Origin of the sequence: Pollutimonas nitritireducens, from assembly GCF_002849615.1 — a bacterium.
Taxonomy (GTDB): Bacteria; Pseudomonadota; Gammaproteobacteria; order Burkholderiales; family Burkholderiaceae_B; genus Pollutimonas; species Pollutimonas nitritireducens.
Map to the genome: position 1 here is coordinate 1 of NZ_PDNV01000025.1, position 4,764 is coordinate 4,764.

General features: G+C 53.6%; 7 protein-coding genes. 4 read left to right on the forward strand and 3 right to left on the reverse strand.

The window, feature by feature from the left end; all coding sequences use genetic code 11:
- Positions 1-540: 540 nt before the first annotated feature.
- The 3 genes from CR155_RS20425 to CR155_RS20435 form a co-directional block, all read right to left on the reverse strand.
- Entirely contained in the window at positions 541-771 is a 231-nt protein-coding gene (locus CR155_RS20425; protein ID WP_102071895.1) for a type 2 periplasmic-binding domain-containing protein, read from the reverse strand.
- The gene (locus tag CR155_RS20430; protein ID WP_102071896.1) at positions 756-1,265 is read right to left on the reverse strand and encodes an SDR family NAD(P)-dependent oxidoreductase; all 510 of its coding nucleotides are present in this window, start codon (positions 1,263-1,265) and stop codon (positions 756-758) included. The genes CR155_RS20425 and CR155_RS20430 overlap by 16 nt, the downstream gene beginning before the upstream one ends.
- A gap of 188 nt (positions 1,266-1,453) precedes the next feature.
- Positions 1,454-2,197, reverse strand: coding sequence for an IclR family transcriptional regulator (locus tag CR155_RS20435; protein WP_158238312.1), 744 nt, complete (start codon positions 2,195-2,197; stop codon positions 1,454-1,456).
- A gap of 63 nt (positions 2,198-2,260) precedes the next feature.
- Between CR155_RS20435 and CR155_RS20440 the strand changes: the two genes are divergently transcribed.
- The 4 genes from CR155_RS20440 to CR155_RS20455 form a co-directional block, all read left to right on the forward strand.
- On the forward strand, positions 2,261-3,466 hold the full coding sequence (locus tag CR155_RS20440) for a thiolase family protein (protein WP_233214438.1): 1,206 nt from the start codon (positions 2,261-2,263) through the stop codon (positions 3,464-3,466).
- Between the two features lie 4 nt (positions 3,467-3,470).
- Positions 3,471-3,890 carry a Zn-ribbon domain-containing OB-fold protein gene (locus CR155_RS20445; RefSeq protein WP_102071898.1) on the forward strand — a complete coding sequence of 140 codons (420 nt, stop codon included), beginning with the start codon at positions 3,471-3,473 and terminating at the stop codon, positions 3,888-3,890.
- Entirely contained in the window at positions 3,883-4,551 is a 669-nt protein-coding gene (locus CR155_RS20450; protein WP_102071899.1) for a 3-oxoacid CoA-transferase subunit A, read from the forward strand. The genes CR155_RS20445 and CR155_RS20450 overlap by 8 nt, the downstream gene beginning before the upstream one ends.
- Positions 4,551-4,764: CoA-transferase (locus tag CR155_RS20455; protein ID WP_304528534.1), on the forward strand; the 214-nt coding region annotated here is incomplete at its 3' end. The genes CR155_RS20450 and CR155_RS20455, both read left to right, overlap by 1 nt.

Consider the following 4,764-nt stretch of genomic DNA (forward strand, 5'->3'; position numbering starts at 1 on the left):
CTTGAGAGGCCGCCACCAAAGAAAGAGAATCGCTCATCGAAATACGTGTCCATCTCAAAAAATACATGGACACGTATCTTGATGAGATTTAACCCAAATTTCTAGGCGGTACAGGGCGGGCCGTTACCTTGCTTTGACGGTCGGAACTCCATAGTGCAGCCGAATCGCATTGTTTATGTGGAGCATCTTCACAATGGGCTTACTGGTTTTTTAACAGGACGTCAACTGGCTTCGCGGCTTGCTGCCTGTTAACGTAGGCGTTAGTGACTGTCTGCAATGGGTCTATTCTGTTGAAAAACTCGGTTTGAACGCTGGGGAATATATCTGCCGAAGTTATTTTCGCGGATCGGTTTTTTTGCGCTACTCGTTTACACCGAGAATACGGCCGCCCAGATGCCCTCAAGCGGGCATTTCTTGTGCCTTTTTATCGCTTGGCACCAACCACTGAGCCATTCGTCGTAAATTCTGCGCCGTCGCCGCCAGCAAGAACTCGTCTTGGGCCCCGAGAGGCCTCGTAGGCGTAGCACTCACCTTTAAGCGCTAGTTGGTCGAAAGATTCATTTCCCGTGCTAGACCGCCCCAAATCTTCGCGTCAGACGAGACGGTTTGGGCGAACGTTTCGAGACTGACAGGAGTTGGCAGGTCGCCCTGTGCCTTGAAGGCTTTATCGACATCCGGGTCGCGGAGAATCTCGTTAATCTCCTTGTTGAGTTTTTCGGCTACCTCAGTTGGAAGTCCGGGTGGTCCGAAAATACCTACGTAGTGACGCACGGCAAATCCTTAATCCCGCTCTCGCTTGCATCTGGTAGATCGGACAAGAGGGGGAAGCGTTCTAGTCCGGTGGTTGCCAGACCCTTAATCCGTCCGGTGGCAAAGTGCGGTGCGACGGTGGAGATATTCGCTATGTTTTTCTTGTGGTTTGCCGTCATGTGCGCGTCCAGTTGTCCGTCAAGCCCGGCGTCGATGGTGCCAGGCGCGATGCAATTCACTGTGATCCCGTCTTTAGCAACCTGTGAGGCGAACATCCGCGAAAAGCCGATGAGGCCTGCCTTCGATGCGGAGTAGTGCGCACCTGACACCATGGAGCGCGTGCGCCCGGCGACAGATGCCATATTAATGATGCGTCCCCAACCTCTTTCGCGCATTCGCAGAGAAGCAGTGCGGCTTAGCAGGAACGGGGCAGTAAGGTTTATCCACTCATGCCGATGCGATCTTTTCAGTAATTTTTTAACTTTTACTGAAAAGTGCGTTAAGTTTTCCGTCATATCCTCTTCGCTGCCGCGCCAATGCAGGCACTACTCCCTTGAGTCAGGTGTTTGGATCGCCATTGGTGGCAGAAGTGAGCGCGATATAGCGTTAACTAATTCGCCTGCTGAAGGGACCCGCCCCTATGAGTACGTCGGATGCTGCGCAGGCGCATAGCATGTCTATCCAGTACTCCGACGAAGGACGCTTACGGTCTATACGGCGAGATGCCTCCAAGATCTTCGGATAGCTCCAAGGCTGTGCGCTTAATCTCGGGGACAAGCTTCTCCAAAGTGGCTTCATCAAAACGATAAAGTGGAATAACCACCGAGATTGCCCCCATCAGAGATGTTCCATGCATGAAAACGGGGCAAGCGACTGCGGCGCTTTCAGGATCCCGCTCGCCTTGTGACACGGAGTAGCCCAGACGCCGGATAGTGTCATAGCGTTCTCCTTCGGCCCCGTCACCGATCGCGCGGATCACGTGTCCTGCCGCACCGACGTTCAGGCCGAAATGCTTTCCCTCCACCACGTGCATTCGTACTGAGCGCCGCGGCTGTATGTGATGCAAACATATCCGTTGATCGCCTTCACGCACGTACAGGCTGGCGCATTCGTCTACTGCGGCCACAAGCTGCTTGAGGCGTGGTACCACGTAGTCGGTCATATTGAAAGAGCGGCGATACATCTCGCTGAGAATGAGTGCCCGCGGTCCGACAACATACCGACCGTCTGGCAGACGTTTCACGAAACCCGCGAGCATCAAAGATTCCAACAGCCTAAGAATCGTGCTTTGGTAAAGGCCCGTTTCATTCGCCAGCATGGAAAGCGTCAGTCCGTCTTCTGAGGACTCGAACGCATTTAAAACCTGGAGGGCCCGATTAACCGCCGCCACCCCTTCTTTCTTCTCTGCGATCTCTGGGGATAACCCTAATGAACTTTTTTTCGTCATGATATTAGAATTCATTTCTGAAAACTATAAAAATAGAACCAATTTCTATTTTACCGGAAAAAGATGAGCGTAACAGAAAATTTGCCTTATGTCGGAGGCGGTCGCCACGCACGCATGCCGTGCATCGTCGGTGCCTACGAGCACCCTACACGCTTTGCTCCCGAAACCACGGTGGCACGTCTTCATGCTGACGTAGCACTGGGTGCATTCGAAGACGCAGGCATTAGCAAAGACGACATTGACGGGTACTTCTGCTCCGGCGATGCGCCGGGAATGGGGCCGACCTCACTGGCCGAGTATTTAAATCTCAAAACCAAATATGTCGACTCCACTGACGTCGGAGGCGCCTCGTATCTGAATCTTGTAAATCACGCCGTGCGCGCTATTAATGAGAACAAATGCAATATCGCGCTCATCACGCTGGCGGGGCGGCCACTCAGTGAAGGCGTGGCCACCGGCATCAAGCCGAAGGTTCGAAACATGAGTCAACCGGACTATCCTTGGGAGCAGCCTTACGATATCGCCAACGTATCTGGTTATGCAATGTGTGCCATGCGGCACATGTACGAATACGGTACTACTGCGGAACAGCTGGCCATGATCAAAGTGGCGGCCTCACATCATGCGCAATTCAATGCCAATGCGAAGTTACAAAAGATAGTGACTGTGGAGGATGTTGTGAATTCGCCAGTCATTGCGGACCCCTTACACCGCTTGGATTGCTGTGTGATTACAGACGGCGGCGGAGCAATCATCCTGGCTCGTCCCGAAATTGCCCGTACGCTACGCAAGCCGCTTGTTCGCGTAATAGGTGCCGGTGAGTCTGTAAAGCACCAGAACGGCGGCTATATCGACCTTACCTATACCGGTGCGGCATGGTCTGGAGCAAGTGCTTTCGAAGAGGCCGGCGTTACTCCGCAGGACATCCAGTATGTCTCGCTGTACGACAGCTTTACGATCACGGTGCTCATGCTTCTTGAAGATCTGGGATTCTGCAAAAAAGGGGAGGGTGGCCGATTTGTAGAGGATGGAAACCTGATATCAGGAGTTGGTCGACTTCCCTTCAATACCGATGGTGGTGGGCTGTGTAATAACCATCCAGCTAACCGTGGCGGCATGACCAAGATCATCGAGGCGGTACGCCAGTTGCGCGGAGAGGCCCATCCTGCGGTGCAGGTACCCAACTGCGCTCTTGCTCTTGTGCAGGGCATAGGCGGTATGTTGGCAACCCGGCACGGAAGTGCCACCTTGATTTTAGAAAGGGGATAGAAAGATGAGTTCATGGGAAAAGGACTATTTCGCTCCTATCATCGATGAGGACTCCAAACGATTCTGGTCAATGGCCAGCGAGAAGCGGCTGGTGATCAAGCATTGCATGTCATGCGATAAGTCGCATTGGTATCCGCGACCACGGTGTCCCTTTTGCTTGGACGGAAATACCGTCTGGAAAGAAGCTTTGGGCGGAGGCTCTATCTATTCCTATAGCGTTATGAGACGGGCGGTCAAACCTTACATTGTCGCGTTCGTGACATTAGATGAGGGCCCAAGCGTGCTGACTAACATCGTAGATTGCGATCCTGTCCAGCTCCAAATTGGCATGCGCGTCGTTGTTACCTTCCGGCATCCGGAAGGCGATAGCGCTGCGATCCCGGTGTTTCGACCGGCAGATAACGAGGAGGAAAACAATGGATAAAACCATAGCATCGCTGGAAGAAGCAGTAGCCGACGTGATAGATGGCTCCACGCTTATGATTTCAGGTTTCGGTGGCGCTGGACTGCCCTTTGAGCTCGTGGACGCGGTGCTCGCCGGCGGAGCACGCAACTTGACCATCATTAGCAACAATGCCGGTAGCAAAGGCATGGGCATTGCCAAGCTTGTAAAGCAGGAACGGGTACGAAAGGTTATCTGCTCATTTCCTCGTCAGCCGGGCTCCGATGATTTCGACCAACTGTACCGCAGGGGCGGCATTGAATTGGAGCTGGTCCCGCAAGGCACACTGGCCGAGCGAATCCGAGCCGGTGGAGCAGGAATAGGGGCCTTTTTCACCCCTACGGCAGTAGGAACTGAGCTCGCCGTGGGAAAAGAGGTGCGTTCCATCGGCGGTATAGAGCAAGTGCTTGAGCACGCGCTAGTGGCAGATTTCGCACTCATCAAGGCGAATGCCGGTGACCGTTGGGGCAATCTTACCTATCGAGGCACCGCACGGAATTTTGGTCCGGTCATGGCTACTGCGGCTCGATGCACTATTGCCCAAGTAAATCACATCGTGCCTCTTGGGGACATCAACCCGGAACATGTCGTGACAGCTGGGATCTATGTCAATCGCGTTGTGTTAGCTCCAAGGATGCACTAATGAAATCGACTTATACGCCAAGGACGCCCGATGAGATCGCCAAGCGCGTAGTGGAGGATATCCACGACGGGGCTTATGTAAATCTTGGTATCGGCCGACCCATGCTTGTATCGAACCACCTTCCCGCAGGCAAGGACATCATTCTTCATAGTGAGAACGGCGTTCTTGGGATGGGTGCCGTTGCCACTGGGCCCGAAGCGGACCCAGACTACG

Excerpts from the sequence above, each read along its gene's own strand:
- CR155_RS20430 (WP_102071896.1), bottom strand. The coding sequence starts at position 1,265 with ATGACGGAAAACTTAACGCACTTTTCAGTAAAAGTTAAAAAATTACTG.
- CR155_RS20435 (WP_158238312.1), bottom strand. The coding sequence starts at position 2,197 with ATGACGAAAAAAAGTTCATTAGGGTTATCCCCAGAGATCGCAGAGAAG.
- CR155_RS20440 (WP_233214438.1), top strand. The coding sequence starts at position 2,261 with ATGAGCGTAACAGAAAATTTGCCTTATGTCGGAGGCGGTCGCCACGCA.
- CR155_RS20445 (WP_102071898.1), top strand. The coding sequence starts at position 3,471 with ATGAGTTCATGGGAAAAGGACTATTTCGCTCCTATCATCGATGAGGAC.
- CR155_RS20450 (WP_102071899.1), top strand. The coding sequence starts at position 3,883 with ATGGATAAAACCATAGCATCGCTGGAAGAAGCAGTAGCCGACGTGATA.